General features: G+C 69.9%; 13 protein-coding genes and 1 pseudogene. 6 read left to right on the top strand and 8 right to left on the bottom strand.

Features of this window, described 5'->3' with window-relative positions; genetic code table 11:
* Window positions 1-30 precede the first annotated feature (30 nt).
* A complete protein-coding gene (locus ACH5AF_RS03445; RefSeq protein ID WP_398899659.1) occupies window positions 31-828 on the top strand; it encodes a TerD family protein in 798 nt (265 codons plus the stop codon).
* A gap of 62 nt (window positions 829-890) precedes the next feature.
* On the opposite strand, the gene ACH5AF_RS03440 is transcribed toward ACH5AF_RS03445, so the two are convergent.
* From ACH5AF_RS03440 to ACH5AF_RS03415, 6 genes are all read right to left on the bottom strand, one after another.
* Complete coding sequence (locus ACH5AF_RS03440) at window positions 891-1628, bottom strand: Tellurium resistance (RefSeq protein WP_398899658.1); 738 nt, start codon at window positions 1626-1628, stop codon at window positions 891-893.
* 110 nt (window positions 1629-1738) lie between these two features.
* Window positions 1739-2887: a DUF475 domain-containing protein gene (locus ACH5AF_RS03435; protein WP_398899657.1), complete on the bottom strand. Its 1149-nt coding sequence runs from the start codon at window positions 2885-2887 to the stop codon at window positions 1739-1741.
* 70 nt (window positions 2888-2957) lie between these two features.
* Window positions 2958-3533: a TerD family protein gene (locus ACH5AF_RS03430; RefSeq protein ID WP_177149979.1), complete on the bottom strand. Its 576-nt coding sequence runs from the start codon at window positions 3531-3533 to the stop codon at window positions 2958-2960.
* Between the two features lie 94 nt (window positions 3534-3627).
* Entirely contained in the window at window positions 3628-4203 is a 576-nt protein-coding gene (locus ACH5AF_RS03425) for a TerD family protein (RefSeq protein ID WP_398899655.1), read from the bottom strand.
* 159 nt (window positions 4204-4362) lie between these two features.
* Window positions 4363-4821 carry a peroxiredoxin gene (locus ACH5AF_RS03420; protein WP_398899654.1) on the bottom strand — a complete coding sequence of 153 codons (459 nt, stop codon included), beginning with the start codon at window positions 4819-4821 and terminating at the stop codon, window positions 4363-4365.
* Between the two features lie 136 nt (window positions 4822-4957).
* Window positions 4958-5398 carry a DUF3052 domain-containing protein gene (locus tag ACH5AF_RS03415; RefSeq protein WP_215180468.1) on the bottom strand — a complete coding sequence of 147 codons (441 nt, stop codon included), beginning with the start codon at window positions 5396-5398 and terminating at the stop codon, window positions 4958-4960.
* Between the two features lie 470 nt (window positions 5399-5868).
* On the opposite strand from ACH5AF_RS03415, the gene aceE reads away from it, so the two are divergent.
* The gene (gene aceE, locus ACH5AF_RS03410; RefSeq protein WP_398899653.1) at window positions 5869-8616 is read left to right on the top strand and encodes a pyruvate dehydrogenase (acetyl-transferring), homodimeric type; all 2748 of its coding nucleotides are present in this window, start codon (window positions 5869-5871) and stop codon (window positions 8614-8616) included.
* A 64-nt stretch (window positions 8617-8680) separates the two neighbouring features.
* A complete protein-coding gene (locus ACH5AF_RS03405; protein WP_398899652.1) occupies window positions 8681-9577 on the top strand; it encodes a potassium channel family protein in 897 nt (298 codons plus the stop codon).
* Between the two features lie 191 nt (window positions 9578-9768).
* On the opposite strand, the gene ACH5AF_RS03400 is transcribed toward ACH5AF_RS03405, so the two are convergent.
* Both ACH5AF_RS03400 and ACH5AF_RS03395 read right to left on the bottom strand, forming a co-directional pair.
* Window positions 9769-10140, bottom strand: coding sequence for a peptidase inhibitor family I36 protein (locus ACH5AF_RS03400; RefSeq protein WP_398899651.1), 372 nt, complete (start codon window positions 10138-10140; stop codon window positions 9769-9771).
* 151 nt (window positions 10141-10291) lie between these two features.
* A pseudogene (locus tag ACH5AF_RS03395) lies at window positions 10292-10888 on the bottom strand (MFS transporter); the annotation flags it as partial.
* Window positions 10889-11424: 536 nt separating this feature from the next.
* On the opposite strand from ACH5AF_RS03395, the gene ACH5AF_RS03390 reads away from it, so the two are divergent.
* The 3 genes from ACH5AF_RS03390 (at window position 11425) to ACH5AF_RS03380 (ending at window position 14434) form a co-directional block, all read left to right on the top strand.
* Entirely contained in the window at window positions 11425-12645 is a 1221-nt protein-coding gene (locus ACH5AF_RS03390; RefSeq protein ID WP_398899650.1) for an alpha/beta hydrolase, read from the top strand.
* A 66-nt stretch (window positions 12646-12711) separates the two neighbouring features.
* On the top strand, window positions 12712-13575 hold the full coding sequence (locus ACH5AF_RS03385) for a DUF4429 domain-containing protein (protein WP_398899649.1): 864 nt from the start codon (window positions 12712-12714) through the stop codon (window positions 13573-13575).
* A gap of 145 nt (window positions 13576-13720) precedes the next feature.
* Window positions 13721-14434 carry an HAD family hydrolase gene (locus ACH5AF_RS03380; RefSeq protein ID WP_398899648.1) on the top strand — a complete coding sequence of 238 codons (714 nt, stop codon included), beginning with the start codon at window positions 13721-13723 and terminating at the stop codon, window positions 14432-14434.
* Window positions 14435-14492: the final 58 nt, after the last annotated feature.

The raw sequence follows: 14492 nt of genomic DNA, 5'->3' as shown, positions 1-14492 counted from the left end.
CGGCCCCCTCGGCCAGGCAGGATGACGGGCATGACGCACGCGATGCTGAAGGGCTCGAACGTCCCTCTCGATGCCACGGCCGTACGGGCCGTGCTGCGCTGGACCCCGGGCAGCCAGGTCCCCGATGTGGACGCATCGGCACTGCTGCTCGGCCCGAGCGGCCGTGTGCGCTCCGACGAGGACTTCGTCTTCTACAACCAGCCGCGCCACCCTTCGGGCCTGGTGCGGCGGCTGCCGAAGCAGCGGATCGCCGAGCACCTGACGGACACCGTCGAGGCGGATCTGGGGGCATTGGACTCCTCCGTCGATCAGGTCGTGATCGCCGCCTCCTCGGACGGCGGCACCTTCGAGCATGTACGGGATCTGCGCATATTGCTCCACGACGCGGCCGTGCCCGGGGACGAGCCGCTGGCCGTGTTCGACGTGAAGCCGGAAACCGGCGAGGAGACCGCGATCATCTGCGGCGAGCTGTACCGGCGCGGGGACGGCTGGAAGTTCCGCGCGGTGGCGCAGGGCTACCCGACCGGGCTCGTGGGGCTCGCGACCGCGTTCGGCATCTCGGTGGACGAGGCGGAGGCCGCCGCCGAGCCGTCCGGGGAGCCCGAGCCGCAGCCTCAGGCGGCCCCGCCCCTGCCCGCGCAGCCGGCTCCCGCACCCGCGTACGGCTATCCGCAGTCGGACGCGACCCGGCCCGCGTACGGCTACCCGCACACGGCGCCGCCCGCCCCGCCCGCCCCGGGGTACGGCTATCCGCAGCCTGTGGCCGCGCACATGCCCGACCCGGCGTTCCGGCTGCCTCCGATGGGCCCGCAGTTCCTGCGGCCCTGACCACTCCCCGTCCCCGGCCCTGTCCCCAGCCCTGGCACGACGCGCCCACGGGGTGCCCGCGCTCAGACCCGGCTCTTGTAGCCCCGGCCCCATTGCAGCCCCCATCCGTAGAGCCGGTCGAGCTCTGCCTGGAAGCCGTACACGAACTTCACCTCGCGGCGCACGGTCAGCTCTCCCTTGACGTTCTCCACGGAGAACACCGCGCAGGAGCGGGCCTGGGGGGCGCGCTCGTCGAGCTCTATCTCCACGCGCGGGCCGTTGCTCGGGTAGAGCGTGCAGTGTGCGTGGGTGCGGTCGAAGGCGGGCGTCTGGTCGTAGATGTAGACGAAGAAGAGCAGGCGCTTGATCTTGTCGCGGTGGTCGAGGTTGACGAAGATCGTCTCGCCGGAGGGTGCGCCGAACCTGTCGTCGCCGCTGAGGCGTACGTACGGCGCCTCGTTCAGACTGCCGAAGAAGTTGCCCAGCGGCTGCACCACGCCCTTGCTGCCGTCCGTCAGCTCGTACAGACAGCCGAGGTCCAGGTCCACATTGACCACGCCCTGGGTGTGAGCCTGGACCACATCGGGCTGGAAGAGCTTGAAGGGGTGGCGCAGCAGCCGGCCGCTCTGGCGTGAACGCCCCTCGATGTCGGAGGTGCGCATGCGCCAGGAGAGGTTGACCCGGAGATTGCCGGTGGCCGCGCCCTGTTTGGTGAGCGAGACCGTCGGACGCCGTTTGGTCAGCTCTATGGAGTTGGTGGCGGCGCTGCCGGAATCGAACTGTGCCGCGCTCCCCCGAAACAGGTTGTCCCAGAAAGCCATGCCCCACCCCACACAATCGGTCCGTCGTCCCCGCCATGCCGCGGGGCGGTCACGAGGCTCGAGAACCTCGTGACCGCCCCGTTCAGAGCGTTCCCTCCTCGCGGAGGGTGTCACACCCCGGACGACACTCCGGCTTTGTCGTCCGAGGCGTCAGCTTTTCCCTCGGCCACCGCCTCGAGCGCCTTGTTGCGCCGGATCGAGGACCAGAAGGAGGCGGCGATCAGGACCACGCCGATGAGGCCGGTGATGATCTCGCTGATCTCGTGCTGGATGGTGATGAGCAGGATGACGGCGAGGGCGCCGATCGCGTAGTGCGCGCCGTGCTCCAGGTAGACGTAGTCGTCCAGGGTGCCCTGGCGGACCAGGTAGACCGTGAGCGACCGGACGTACATGGCGCCGATGCCGAGGCCGAGCGCCATCCAGAAGATGTGGTTGGTGATGGCGAACGCGCCGATGACCCCGTCGAAGGAGAAGGACGCGTCCAGGACCTCGAGGTACAGGAAGAGGAAGAACGCGGCCTTGCCCGCCAGGCCGACGGCGGAGACCTGCTTGCCCTGGCGCTTGGCCTGTTCCTCCTCCTCGTGCTCGCGCTCTTCCTCTTCTTCGAGCTTGTCCTCGAAGTAGCCGGAGAGGCCGCCGACGACCAGGTACGTGATCAGGCCGGCGACGCCGGAGAGGAGCACCGTGGCCGACTTGTCGGCATGCCCTGTGCTGGTGTGCGCCTGGGTGGCGAAGGTGACCGCGGAGATCAGCAGGACGATGAGCGCGATGCAGACCGACAGCATGTCGACCTTGCCGAGCTTGGCCAGCGGTCGCTCCAGCCACGCGAGCCACTTGTGCTCACGCTCCTCGAACATGAAGTCAAGGAAGATCATCAGCAGGAACATACCGCCGAACGCGGCGATGGCGGCGTGCGCGTCCGTGACCAGGTCCTCGTACTGACCCGGCTGGTCCAGGGCGAGCTGGACCGCTTCGATCGGCCCGACCTTGGCACTGATGGCGACGATCACGACGGGGAAGACCAGTCGCATACCGAAGACGGCGATCAGAATGCCGATCGTCAGGAAGATCTTCTGCCAGAAGGCGTTCATCTTCTTGAGGATTCCGGCATTGACGACCGCGTTGTCGAACGACAGCGAGATCTCGAGGATCGACAGGATCAGTACGATCCCGAACGCCTCCCAGCCCCACTGCCAGGCGGCGAATGCGAGGCCGAGCGCCGTGACGGCGAACGACCAGCCGAAGGTTTTCAGAACCACTGGCTACCCAATCGTGTAATTGTCCCCCGGGCGATGCCTGAGGGAGGTCTCCCCCGAGCCGCACGCGGCTTTACGAAACGTTGACCCCGAAGTCTAGAGCGATGCCCCTCAGCCCCGACGCGTACCCCTGGCCTACGGCCCGGAACTTCCACTCGCCCCCGTACCGGTAGAGCTCGCCGAAGATCATCGCGGTCTCCGTCGAGGCGTCCTCGCTGAGGTCGTAGCGCGCGAGTTCCTGACCGTCGGCCTGGTTGACCACGCGGATGAAGGCGTTGCTGACCTGGCCGAAGGTCTGACCGCGGTTGTCCGCGTCGTGGATGGAGACCGGGAAGACGATCTTGTCCACCGTGGCCGGCACCTTGGAGAGGTCCACCAGGAGCGACTCGTCGTCGCCGTCACCCTCGCCGGTGAGGTTGTCACCGGTGTGCTCGACGGAGCCGTCGGGGCTCGTGAGCTGGTTGTAGAAGATGAACCACTCGTCGCCGAGGACGCGTCCGTTCTGGCAGAGCAGGGCGCTGGCGTCGAGGTCGAAGGGCGCTCCGGTGGTGGAGCGTGCGTCCCAGCCGAGACCGACGAGGACCTGGGTGAGATTGGGTGCGGCCTTGGAGAGGGAGACATTGCCTCCCTTGGCGAGCGTGACGCCCATGATGGTGAGTCCTCCCCTGGGTGTGCATGGTTGTGAGGCACGTCCGGCGCCGCACCAGAAGGAGTGCGGCGCCGGACATGGGACGTGCGGTGGCTCAGACGTTCACACCGAAGTCCTGCGCGATGCCGCGCAGGCCCGAGGCGTAACCCTGGCCGATGGCACGGAACTTCCACTCCGGGCCGTTGCGGTAGAGCTCGCCGAAGACCATCGCGGTCTCCGTCGAGGCGTCCTCGCTGAGGTCGTAGCGGGCGAGCTCGTTGCCGTCGGCCTGGTTGACCACGCGGATGAACGCGTTGCGCACCTGACCGAAGGACTGCTGGCGGCTCTCGGCCTCGTAGATCGAGACCGGGAAGACGATCTTCTGGACGTCGGCGGGGACCCCGGCCAGGTTGACCTTGATCTGCTCGTCGTCGCCCTCGCCCTCGCCGGTGAGGTTGTCACCGGTGTGCTCGACGGAGCCGTCCGGGCTCTTGAGGTTGTTGAAGAAGACGAAGTTGCCGTCGGCGGCGACCTTGCCCTCGGCGTTGGTCAGCAGGGCGCTGGCGTCGAGGTCGAAGTCGGTGCCGGTGGTGGTCCGGACGTCCCAGCCCAGACCCACGGTGACCGCGGTCAGATTCGGCGCGGCCTTGGTCAGCGAGACGTTGCCGCCCTTGCTGAGGCTGACTCCCACGAGTCCCTCCATTGGTGTTCAGGGGCAGCGCCCCCGTCGTGCGTTGCTGTTGGGATCAACGAAAGGATCCTAGTGACCGGTTCCCGGCCGCTGTGCTATTTCCGGGCGATCCCAGGGAAACCCCTAAGGGCCGCGGCACGGCGCACCGAGCGGTCCGGCTCAGAGCGCGTCGAGAGCCTTGACGTAGTCGTTCAGGTCACGGGCGTCGGGCAGGGCGTTGGCCACGGTCCAGCGCACGATGCCCTCCTTGTCGATGATGAAGGTGCCGCGCACGGCGCAGCCCTTCTCCTCGTCGAAGACGCCGTAGGCGCGCGAGGTGTCGCCGTGCGGCCAGAAGTCGGACAGCAGCGGGTACTCCAGGCCCTCCTGCTCGGCGAAGACGCGCAGGGTGTGGATGGAGTCGTTGGAGACCGCGAGCAGCTGGGTGTCGTCGTTGACGAACGCCGGCAGCTCGTCGCGCAGGGCGCACAGCTCGCCCGTGCACACGCCGGTGAAGGCGAAGGGGTAGAAGAGGAGCACCACGTTCTTCTCGCCGCGGAACTCCGAGAGCGTGACGGTGCGCCCGTGGTTGTCCTTGAGCGCGAACTCCGGAGCCTTGTCACCGACCTCGATGGCCATGGAAAACGTATCCCTTCTGTGAGCCGGTCAGGTGAACGCCCACCCTACGCAGAAGGCGTCCGCCGCAGACAGACGCCCCATGCGGAAGGCCCCCGCCGACGTACTGTCGGCGGGGGCCCCACGGCGGTTCGGCGGCTCAGCGCTTACCCGACTTGGCCCCCTTGGGGGTGACCAGCCGGCTGCCGCTCCAGTCCTTGCCGGCGTTGATGCTCTTGGTCTGCGACAGGCCCGCCGTCTGGGCGGCCTCGTTGATGTCGCTGGGCTCGACATAGCCTTCACGGCCGGTCTTGGGAGTCATCAGCCAGACGACCCCGCCCTCGTCGATCAGACCGATGGCGTCCACCAGTGCGTCCGTGAGGTCGCCGTCCTCGTCCCGGAACCACAGGACGACGACGTCGGCCACGTCGTCGTACTCCTCGTCGACGAGTTCCTGGCCGGTGACGGCCTCGATCCCTTCACGGAGCTCCTGCTCGACGTCGTCGTCGTAGCCGATCTCCTGGACCACCTGTCCGGGCTCGAACCCCAGCCTTGCCGCCGGGTTGGTCCGCTCCTCCGCGTGGTCCGCGGTCGCGCTCACGGCTTGCCTCCTGATCGTTTTCGGAAAATGCTTCGGCCGCGCGCGTACGCGTGGCATTGGCCGTAGTCCACACGGGCGGGACGGATCGCGCAAGTACCCGGCCGTACGGACCGCCGAAACGGTGACGTTTGCGGCCGTCTCGGCGCAACTCCAGGCAGTGTCCGATGACCTCTGCGTTAAGGAGGCCACACCTTTCGGCCACACTTGCGGCATATCTACCCTCGATCCCTCAATCGGAACCGAACGACCGAACGAAACACATGGTCGGGTTGGGCGTATGGTTGCGATTTGACCATGGTGCTGCCCGCAGTTCCGGCCCGATGTCACGAAGTCCGGGGGTTACCCCCCGGTAGAGGTGACGTACGCCTTCCTGCGGTACACGATGGAGGCGGTGCGACAGCCTCCCCGACATCACGTCAGCGCGTCTTCCCGTCATCACGCGGCAGACCCCCGAACAGCGAAGGAACAGCGTGGCTTCCGGATCCGATCGCAACCCGATCATCATTGGCGGCCTTCCCAGCCAGGTCCCGGACTTCGATCCTGAAGAGACCGAGGAGTGGCTGGACTCCCTCGACGCAGCCGTCGACGAGCGGGGCCGCGAGCGCGCCCGCTATCTCATGCTCCGTCTCATCGAGCGGGCCCGCGAGAAGCGCGTCGCCGTGCCCGAGATGCGCAGCACGGACTACGTCAACACCATCGCCACCAAGGACGAGCCGTTCTTCCCCGGCAACGAGGAGATCGAGCGCAAGGTCCTCAACGCCACCCGGTGGAACGCCGCGGTGATGGTCTCCCGTGCGCAGCGTCCCGGCATCGGCGTCGGCGGCCACATCGCCACGTTCGCCTCCTCCGCCTCGCTGTACGACGTGGGCTTCAACCACTTCTTCCGCGGCAAGGACGACGGCAAGGGCGGCGACCAGATCTTCTTCCAGGGGCACGCCTCCCCGGGGATCTACGCCCGCGCGTTCCTGCTGGACCGCCTCTCCGAGCAGCAGCTCGACGGCTTCCGCCAGGAGAAGTCGAAGGCGCCGTACGGCCTGTCCAGCTACCCGCACCCGCGGCTGATGCCGGACTTCTGGGAGTTCCCCACCGTCTCGATGGGCCTCGGCCCGCTCGGCGCGATCTTCCAGGCGCGGATGAACCGCTACATGCAGGCCCGCGGCATCGCGGACACCTCCGACTCGCATGTGTGGGCCTACCTCGGCGACGGCGAGATGGACGAGCCCGAGTCGCTGGGCCAGCTGTCCATCGCCGCCCGTGAGGGCCTGGACAACCTCACCTTCGTCGTCAACTGCAACCTTCAGCGCCTCGACGGCCCGGTCCGCGGCAACGGCAAGATCATCCAGGAGCTGGAGTCGCAGTTCCGCGGCGCCGGCTGGAATGTGATCAAGCTGGTCTGGGACCGCACCTGGGACCCGCTGCTCGCGCAGGACCGCGACGGCGTGCTGGTCAACAAGCTGAACACCACGCCGGACGGCCAGTTCCAGACGTACGCCACCGAGACCGGCGCGTACATCCGCAAGCACTTCTTCGGCGACGACCACCGGCTGCGCGCCATGGTCGAGAACATGACCGACGAGCAGATCCTGCACCTGGGCCGCGGCGGTCACGACCACAAGAAGATCTTCGCGGCGTACTCGGCGGCCCGCGCCCACAAGGGCCAGCCGACCGTGATCCTCGCGCAGACGGTCAAGGGCTGGACGCTCGGCCCGAACTTCGAGGGCCGCAACGCCACGCACCAGATGAAGAAGCTCACGGTCGACGACCTCAAGCGCTTCCGCGACCGCCTGCACATCCCGATCTCCGACGCCCAGCTGGAGTCCGGGCCGCCGCCGTACTACCACCCGGGCCGTGACTCGGAGGAGATCCAGTACATGCACGACCGCCGCAAGGGGCTCGGCGGTTATGTGCCCACCCGCGTCGTGCGGTCCCAGCCGCTTGTCCTGCCGGACGAGAAGACGTACGCGTCCGTGAAGAAGGGCTCCGGTCAGCAGTCGATCGCCACCACCATGGCATTCGTCCGGCTGCTGAAGGACCTCATGCGGGACAAGGAGATCGGCAAGCGGTTCGTGCTGATCGCGCCCGACGAGTACCGCACCTTCGGCATGGACTCGTTCTTCCCGAGTGCGAAGATCTACAACCCGCTGGGCCAGCAGTACGAGGCCGTCGACCGCGAGCTGCTGCTCGCGTACAAGGAGTCGCCGACCGGGCAGATGCTGCACGACGGCATCTCGGAGGCGGGCTGCACGGCCTCGCTGATCGCGGCCGGTTCGGCGTACGCGACGCACGGCGAGCCGCTGATCCCGGTCTACGTCTTCTACTCGATGTTCGGCTTCCAGCGCACCGGTGACCAGTTCTGGCAGATGGCCGACCAGCTGGCGCGCGGCTTCGTGCTCGGCGCGACGGCCGGCCGCACCACACTGACCGGTGAGGGCCTGCAGCACGCGGACGGCCACTCGCAGCTGCTCGCCTCGACCAACCCGGGCTGCGTCGCCTACGACCCGGCGTTCGGCTTCGAGATCGCACACATCGTCAAGGACGGTCTGCGCCGGATGTACGGCGGCGACGCCGAGCACCCGCATGGCGAGGACGTCTTCTACTACCTCACCGTCTACAACGAGCCCATCCAGCACCCGGCCGAGCCGGCCGACGTGGACGTGGACGGCATCCTCAAGGGCATCCACCGCTTCCGGCGGGGCGAGCAGGGCTCGATCCCGGCGCAGATCATGGCCTCGGGCGTGGCCGTGCCGTGGGCCGTCGAGGCGCAGAGGATCCTCGCCGAGGAGTGGAACGTACGCGCCGACGTGTGGTCGGCGACCTCGTGGAACGAGCTGCGGCGCGACGCCGTCGCGGCCGAGGAGCACAATCTGCTCCACCCCGAGGAGGAGCAGCGGGTTCCGTACGTGACGCAGAAGCTGTCGGGGGCCGAGGGCCCGTTCGTCGCGGTGTCCGACTGGATGCGTTCGGTGCCCGACCAGATCTCCCGCTGGGTGCCGGGTACCTACTCCTCGCTGGGTGCCGACGGCTTCGGCTTCGCGGACACGCGCGGTGCCGCCCGCCGCTACTTCCACATCGACGCGCAGTCGATCGTGCTGGCGGTGCTCACCGAGCTGGCGCGTGAGGGCAAGGTGGACCGCAGCGTGCTGAAGCAGGCGGTGGACCGCTACCAGCTGCTCGACGTGACGGCGGCGGAACCGGGCGCTGCCGGCGGCGACGCATAGCCGCTCCGATACACAGGGGGGTGTGCGGGGTTCGTCCCCGCACACCCCCCTTTACGATGCGCCCATGAAGGAACGAACGGCGCAGATGCGCTGGGAGGCGCACACCCAGGGGCCGTTGCTGGGACTCGCCGTGGCGTTCGCCGTCGCGTACGCGGTGCCGATCGTGGCGCCCGGCGCGCAGGCATGGGTGATCGACGCGTGCACGGTGACCGAATGGGCGGTGTGGGCGGCGTTCGCCGTGGACTATCTCGTCCGGCTGGCCCTGGCGCCGGGCAAGTGGCTGTTCGTGCGCAGTCATCCGCTGGATCTGTGCGCCGTCCTCCTGCCCCTGGTGCAGCCGCTTCGGCTGCTGCGGCTCGTGTCGACCCTGCTGCTGGTGGGGCGGCGGGCCCGATTGGCCACGCAGATCACGCTGACGACGTACGTCGGCGGCGCGGTGGTGGGGCTGATGATGTTCGGTTCGCTGGCGGTGCTGCAGGTGGAGCGCGACGCGCCCGGCGGGAACATCAGGACGCTGGGCGACGCGGTGTGGTGGTCGTTCACGACGATGACGACGGTCGGCTACGGCGACCACTCGCCGACGACTGGCCTCGGCCGACTGCTGGCGGTCGGGCTGATGATCTCGGGCATCGCGCTGCTCGGTGTGGTGACCGCGAACATCGCCGCCTGGTTCATCTCCCGCTTCGAGCGGGAGGACGCAGTTGAGCGCCGTCAGACCGCGCTGCTGGAGGCGCTGACCGCCGAGGTGAAGCAGCTGCGGCGGGAGGTGGCGCGGCTTTCGGGTACAGCGCTCGCGGCACGGGGTGGGCCGGGAACGGTGCCACATCAGGGGGCCGGGGTGGCGAGCCGGGCATCGGAAGGGCCGGTGGGACCGGTCGCGGTCGGCGAGGTCGCCGGCGGGCCGGTCGGACCGGTCGCGGTCGCCGAGGTCGCCGGCGGGCCGGGCGACGACGCCGCGTAGAGCCACGGGCTACGGCTGTGCAGGGGAGCACGGTCGGCGCGGTCCGCGGGTCGGCGCGGTGGCCCGGCGGGCCGGGCGACGACACCCGCTCGGTCGGCGCCGGTCCATGCGCTCAAGGGGCGCACGGACCGGCATGGCGCGTCACATCCGCCAGGCCCCCGGGTTGCACTCGGAAGAGCCCGGCCGCGGCCTCAGTTCTCCCAGATCTTGAACGCCCGCACCCGGTAGGGCGATTCGGGCACCCAGGTGCCGCCGCCCGGATAGGTCTCGAACTCGCCCGTCTCCGCGCACTCCGCGGACTGGTACGTCGTCACGGGCCGTCCCGTCCGGTTGGCGAGCGATGCCGCGCTCGCGCCGCCGGGCAGCGGGAGGCAGCTGTCGATGTCGGTGCCCGAGATCTCATGCACCTGGCGGATGCCCTGGAAGTCCGGCTTCTGCCACAGGCACAGCTCCCCCGGCGAGCAGGCCCCAAGGCGCGGCTGCGGGGCGGCCGCGGACGCGGCTGCGGGTGCGAGCAGGGCGGTGGCGGCCAGCGCGGCCGCCGCGAGCACAGTCGTACGCATGACGGATCGTCCCCCGATGTCGTGTGGATCACTTGATCGCAGCCTGACCCGCGGTGACGCGCTCCCGTAAGGGGGCGATGGGTGGATCACCCGGATAGGTGAGAGCCCCGCCGGGAGTCCCGGCGGGGCTCTGCCGCGCAGGCGGTTGACGTCAGATGTGGGCGCCGCCCGCTCCGGCCTCCGCGTTCTCTCCGCGCTTGGTGAGCGTGGCGACCAGGGCGGCGACGACCGCGACGACACCGGCGACGGTGAACGCCAGGCCCATGCCGGACATGAACGTGTCATGAATGACGTCACCGATCCTGGTGACGAGATCCGGCGTCATGCCCGGTGCCCCGGCCAGTTCCTCGGGCACCGCGCCGAACTCGGCGGCCTCCTCCAGCCGCGGGTCCGGTGGGACCGGGATGCCCGCGTCCTGCCAGTTGTCCGCGAATTCGCCGCTCACCTTGGAGGACATCACGGCGCCCAGCACGGCCGTGCCGAGTGCGCCGCCGACCTGCATCGCGGCCTGCTGGAGGCCGCCGGCGACGCCGGAGAGCTCCAGCGGGGCGTTGCCGACGATAACCTCGGTGGCGCCCACCATGACCGGCGCGAGACCGAGGCCGAGCAGGGCGAACCACAGGGACACCACCAGGGTGTCCGTGCCCTCGGTCAGGGCCGTCATCCCGAACATGGCGACCGCCGTGCAGACCATGCCGCCGACGAGGGGGACACGCGGTCCGAACGTGGTGATCAGGGCGCCCGCCAGCAGACCCCCCGAGCTGGGCCGCGAGGCCGCCGCGCGCTGTCAGCGGACGGGTGGGCAAGTACGCGCGACCGCCGAGAAACCCCCGGCCCCGGCTGGCGCGCGGACAACCACGACGACCGCCGAGGAACCCCCGGCCCCGAACCGGGGAAGTCCGCAAGGCCACACGCGCCGTCAACGGAAAGGGGGCTGCGGGCAACACGACCGCCGAGAGGGCCTCGGGCAGCGCCCGATCGGCGGGGAGGGCCAGGAAGGCGGGTGGTTGGACCCGCCGAGCGTGCGGGTGGTCCACGCAGATGAGGGCCGGCGTCACGGGCAGTCGAGGCCGACGCGCCGCAGGGCGCGCGGCGGCAGGCCCGCGCCGCGGGCTTGCGGCGGGCGCAGAGATCGTCAACGTCGCGCGCGGGCGCGGAGGTTACGCCGATACGTACGCCGCGCGCACGGAACGTCACCCTCGTGCCCCTTCATTCCCCCCTTCACACGTGATCTGCCTCACCCTCTGCGCGTGCGCGCCCGGCCGTCTCCTAGGGTGTCCCGCAGTGACTTCTTTCGACTCATCCCCCGCCCCGGCCGTCTGGCGTGCCCTGCTCGCCCTCGCGGTGGTCTTCACGATGCTGGCCACCACCGGCTGGACCGCCATACGAGATCAGGGCGGCCCGCGCACCGCGCTTGCCGCGGAACTGGCGGGGTGGCGCAAGGCCCGGATCGACGCCGAGGCGCTGCCCGCGCCCGACGCGGCGCCCACCCGGCTCGCCGCGTTCTTCGCAGCGATCGGCAGCGCCCGGGGTGAGCGACTGGCCACCGACTTTCCCCACGTCGTGGGCAACCTCAACGGCGCGCCCGTCACCCTGCGCTACCAGGCCAACCGGCACGCCCTCGCGGAATCGCTGGCGGCCGAGCGGCGACGGGTCGCCGACGCGGACCTCACCGCGGACGGCCATCACGAGGCGGTCCGGCGGATGCACCGCTTCCAGGCGCTGATGGACCCGGACCGGCAGATCCTCTCCTTCGACCCGACGGGCCCCGGCCGCGTCGCCGAGGTGTTCGGCGACCTCGACCGCGCCGAGCGGGTGTCGGTGATCGTCCCCGGCGTCGACACCAACCTGCTCACGTTCCAGCGGACGGCCCGCAAGTACACCGCGCCGGTCGGCATGGCGCAGTCCCTGTACGCCTCCCAACGGATCGCCGCGCCCCGGACCCGTACCGCCGTCATCGCCTGGGCCGACTACACCTCGCCGGTCGGTGTCGGCATGGACTCGGCGATCGGCCGGCTCGCCGAGGACGGCGCGGTGCGGCTGGGCGCACTCACCGAGGCGCTGCCCGGGAACTCCAAGATCGCACTGTTCTGCCACAGTTACGGTTCCGTGGTCTGCGGCGTCGCCGCCCGGCGGCTGCCCGCCCGGGTCGAGGACATCGCGGTCGCCGGCAGCCCCGGGATGCGCGCGGAGAGCGTCACCGAGCTCGGCACCGCCGCCCACGTCTGGGCCACGCGCGACGGTGACGACTGGATCCAGGACGTGCCGCACCTGGCGGTCGGCGGGCTGGGACACGGCGAGGACCCGGTGACACCGGAGTTCGGTGCGCGGATCGTCTCCGCGGAGCGCGCGATCGGCCATGCCGGCTATTTCGAGCCGGGTACCGAAAGCGTCCGCAACTTCGCCCAGATCGGCGTCGGCTCGTACGAGGACATCAGCTGTGCGGGCGACACCGACACGTGTCGCAGCGGTATTTACGGCGAGGACGCGGGCCAACGCGCGTAGAGCATCGGGGAACGGGCTTGCCAACGAGGGGCGACGGACCGGCGTCGGCCGCATACGATGAGGCACATGGGTGATGTGCTGGCCGGAATTCAAGCCACCTGGGAGTTCGAGACCGACTCCGTGCTCATCCGCTTCGATCGGGGGGTCCGCAGGCCGAAGCTCTTCTCGACCCTGCGTGAACGGCGCGTCCCCCACGAGGCGTTGGCCGCGGTGACGCTCTCCCCGGGCAAGCCCGGGACCGTCGTGCTGCACGCCGTGCCGAGAGCGGGAGCCGACCCGCTGATGGACGCGGCGGCGGGACAGCTCAAGGAGGCCTGCGACCCGTACCGGCTGGTGCTGCCCGTGGATCGCGAGACGCTCGCCGAGTACTACGCGGACGCGCTGCGCGACATGCTCGGCCCGGACGCCGACCGGCCGGCCGAACGGTACGCGGTCGCCGCGCCCCCCGCGCCGCTCGGCTTCAAGGCGTACGACGGGAAGGCGTCCTTCGACGGCTCACGCGTGCGGTTCCGCTGGTCCCGCACGGCGGCGTCGACCGCCAAGTGGAACGCGGGGGACCAGAGTTGGCCGGTGTCCGAACTGACCGGGGTCGAATGGCGCTCCCCGGAGGCGTTCGACGGCTATCTGCGCCTGCTGCCGCGCCCCGGCGCGTGCGCGCCCGCGCCCGCGCCGCAGGCGGACCAGGATCCGGCGGCGGTGGTGTTCGGCCTGGGCTACGGCCCGGTGCACGAGTCGCTGCCGTTCGCGGCGGCGGTCCTTGCGTCCGTACGCGCCCAGTCACCAGCCCCCGCCCTGACGGCACCCCCTGCCCGCCGCGACCCCGCGGACATCGCGGACCGGATACGGCACCTGGGGGATCTGCATCTGGCGGGGCTGGTGACGGACGAGGAGTTCACGAAGAAGAAGGCGGAGCTGCTGGCGGAGCTGTGAGCGCGCCGCCCTCGGGCGTGGCCGCGGTTCTGGTGCTGGGCCCGCTCCGTGACCGCAGCGTCGGGTCGCTCCGGGGCTCAAGTCCGGGTTCGACGTCACCAGGGCCCTCGACGCGGCGGTGGCCGGGCGACGTACGGTTTGCCATATGCCGATCCGCGCCGTGATCTGGGACATCGACGACACCCTCTTCGACTACGACAGCGCAGACCGCGAGGCGGCCCTCGGCCATCTGGAGGCCGAGGGCTGCCTCGTCGCGTATGCCTCGCCCGAGTCGGCCTTCGCGCACTGGCGGGCCGTCATGGAGCGGGTATTCGGCCGTTTCCTCGCCCACGAGATCACGTTCGCGGAGCACCGCCGCGAACGTGTCCGCACAGTTCTCGCCGTGGCCCGGCCCGGCCTGCGGCTGACCAGCGAGGAAGCAGACGAGTGGTACGCCCGCTACGAACTGCGCTACGAGGCGGCCTGGCGGCTCTTCCCCGACGTCCTCCCCGCCCTCGACGCCCTCACCCCTGGCTACCGGCACGGCATCCTCTCCAACTCGGGCCTGCGTGACCAGGAACGCAAGCTCCGCGCCTTCGGCATCCACGACCGCTTCGAGGTCGTGCTGTGCGCCGATGAACTGGGACTCTCCAAACCCGCCCCGGAAGCCTTCCACGCCGCATGTGAGGCGCTGGGCGTACGGCCGGACGAAGCCGCGTACGTCGGTGACCGTCCGGACACCGATGCCCTGGCCGCCACCACCGCAGGGCTCACCGGCATCTGGCTCGACCGCTACGGAACCGTCCCGGCACCCACCGGGATACCGCGCATCAGCACCCTGGCACAGCTGCCCCGCACGCTCCTCGGCGAGCCGGTGTAACCAACGATCGCTGCATGCACAGTTGGCACCGCCGGGTCGACAACATCACGACAGATGG

The organism is Streptomyces sp. NPDC018833 (assembly GCF_044390825.1).
In the GTDB taxonomy this organism is placed as follows: Bacteria; Actinomycetota; Actinomycetes; order Streptomycetales; family Streptomycetaceae; genus Streptomyces.
Note: the sequence above shows the minus strand (reverse complement) of the source record. Positions and strands in the feature narration are given on the sequence as shown.

Coding starts and splice junctions, on each gene's coding strand:
- ACH5AF_RS03430 (WP_177149979.1), bottom strand. CDS start 3,533: ATGGGCGTCACGCTCGCCAAGGGAGGCAATGTCTCCCTCTCCAAGGCC.
- ACH5AF_RS03405 (WP_398899652.1), top strand. CDS start 8,681: ATGAAGGAACGAACGGCGCAGATGCGCTGGGAGGCGCACACCCAGGGG.
- ACH5AF_RS03420 (WP_398899654.1), bottom strand. CDS start 4,821: ATGGCCATCGAGGTCGGTGACAAGGCTCCGGAGTTCGCGCTCAAGGAC.
- ACH5AF_RS03445 (WP_398899659.1), top strand. CDS start 31: ATGACGCACGCGATGCTGAAGGGCTCGAACGTCCCTCTCGATGCCACG.
- ACH5AF_RS03400 (WP_398899651.1), bottom strand. CDS start 10,140: ATGCGTACGACTGTGCTCGCGGCGGCCGCGCTGGCCGCCACCGCCCTG.
- ACH5AF_RS03385 (WP_398899649.1), top strand. CDS start 12,712: ATGGGTGATGTGCTGGCCGGAATTCAAGCCACCTGGGAGTTCGAGACC.
- ACH5AF_RS03440 (WP_398899658.1), bottom strand. CDS start 1,628: ATGGCTTTCTGGGACAACCTGTTTCGGGGGAGCGCGGCACAGTTCGAT.
- ACH5AF_RS03380 (WP_398899648.1), top strand. CDS start 13,721: ATGCCGATCCGCGCCGTGATCTGGGACATCGACGACACCCTCTTCGAC.